This is a genomic window from Streptomyces viridosporus (genome assembly GCF_002078235.1).
Taxonomy (GTDB): domain Bacteria; phylum Actinomycetota; class Actinomycetes; order Streptomycetales; family Streptomycetaceae; genus Streptomyces; species Streptomyces viridosporus.
This window is the reverse complement of sequence record NZ_MSGP01000085.1, coordinates 1-844: the sequence shown is the minus strand read 5'-3', so window position 1 is coordinate 844 and position 844 is coordinate 1. Positions and strand designations below refer to the sequence as shown.

1 protein-coding gene and 1 pseudogene are annotated in these 844 nt (G+C 67.3%); one reads left to right on the top strand and one right to left on the bottom strand.

The window, feature by feature from the left end:
• Positions 1-514, top strand: a 514-nt coding sequence (locus B7L92_RS06205) for an HNH endonuclease signature motif containing protein (RefSeq protein ID WP_143626245.1), incomplete at its 5' end; no start/stop codon positions are given.
• Positions 515-540: 26 nt separating this feature from the next.
• On the opposite strand, the pseudogene B7L92_RS06200 reads toward B7L92_RS06205, so the two are convergent.
• Positions 541-844, bottom strand: a pseudogene (locus B7L92_RS06200) (hypothetical protein); the annotation flags it as partial.

Sequence of the window (844 nt, the reverse complement as noted above, 5' to 3'; positions counted from 1 at the left end):
GTGCGACTCGCCGAAGTCGCAACACAGCATGCGGCCCGCGCGGTGGGAGAAGCTGCGAAACGCCCTGTTCGCTGTCACGGGCGACATCGATGCACTCGACGTGCTGGAGGAGACCCGTCTCGCCATTCCCGGAGGGCACCGGGAGTCGGTGGTACGGGTACGTATCGGGCAAGGCGCTTTCCGTAGACAGCTGTTGCGCGACCAAGGTGAGCGATGCGCCTTCACGGGCCCCGCGCCCGTCACAGCCTTGGAGGCGGCCCACCTGTACAGCTACGCGCAAAGCGGAGAGCACCATGAGTACGGCGGGCTGCTGCTGCGCCGCGACATCCACCGGCTTTTCGACCTGGGGGAGATTGCGGTAAATCCCATCACCGACACGCTCGACATCGGCGCCGGGCTGCTCGCATATCCGATGTACGCGGACCTGCAAGGAAAACCGGTAGCAGTCCCCCTGCGGCCGGGACACCGAACCTGGCTCAGTACGCATTGGCGCCTCCACCGAACGGAGCCCTAGCCGGCAGCGTGCACAGGATCAGCGCATCAACCGTGGAAGTGGTTGCGCTTGATCACGGCCTTGCGGATGTTCACCGTGGTCCCGCCCCTGCCGCTCGGACCGAGGACCTGGGCGGCGATCCAGCCGCCGAAGACGACGGCGGCCAGGATGATGAGCTGGGTGACGAACGCGGTCAGGGCGGCGATGAACGAGGTGAGCAGCAGCAGCCCGCCGCACACCGCGAGGAACCCCACACCCCCGAGGGCGACGTTCACCGCCGCGCGGGAGACGACCGGCTTGGTGGCGACCGGTTCGGGCTGTGTGGGATGGATGGCGTAGCCGGTGACGATG